The sequence below is a fragment of the Mycobacterium sp. E183 genome (genome assembly GCF_001667735.1).
GTDB lineage: Bacteria > Actinomycetota > Actinomycetes > Mycobacteriales > Mycobacteriaceae > Mycobacterium.
The window spans coordinates 1-662 of the sequence record NZ_LZJN01000118.1 but is presented as its reverse complement, the minus strand read 5'-3'; the positions used below and the strand labels follow the sequence as shown (position 1 = coordinate 662).

The window sequence follows — 662 nt, the reverse complement described above, 5'->3', positions numbered from 1 at the left end:
TGCAGCTGCAGTGAGTGCACCCGGGTCAGCTCGAAGCCGGCCGTTACGGCGTACTCCCCGACGGTCTGCGGGGTCGGGAGCCAGCCCCCCGGGAAGATCTCGGTGAGGATGAACTGCGAGAAGTGCACGATCTCGTGCGTCAGCGTCATGCCCCGCGCCCTGGCCTCCTTGAAGGAGGGGCGAACGATGGTGTGCAGCAACATGATTCCGTCGGACGGCAGCACCTGGTAGGCCATCTTGAAGAAGCGGCCGTAGCGCTGGCGGCCGAAGTGCTCGAAGGCGCCGATGCTGACGATTCGGTCGACCTTGTCGTCGAATTCCTCCCAGCCCTGCAACCGGACTTCGACGGAGCGGTCGGTGGGGATGGCGGCCATTTTGGCCTTACTGTAGGCAAACTGGTTGCGACTCAGCGTGATCCCGATCACGTTGACGTCATATTTCTCGATCGCCCGGTGCAGCGCTCCTCCCCAGCCGCAACCGATGTCGAGTAGCGTCATCCCCGGCTCGAGATTCAACTTGCCCAGCGCCAGATCGAACTTCGCATTCTGCGCCTCTTCCAGGGTCATGCCCTCGCGTTCGAAATAAGCGCACGTATAGCCCATTGTCGGATCTAGGAACAGGGCAAAAAACTCGTCCGAAACGTCGTAGATGGATTGCGATTC

Annotated in this window: 1 protein-coding gene; it reads right to left on the bottom strand. The window is 61.2% G+C overall.

The window, feature by feature from the left end:
* Nucleotides 1-662: class I SAM-dependent methyltransferase (locus A5691_RS12690; protein WP_156734786.1), on the bottom strand; the 662-nt coding region annotated here is incomplete at both ends.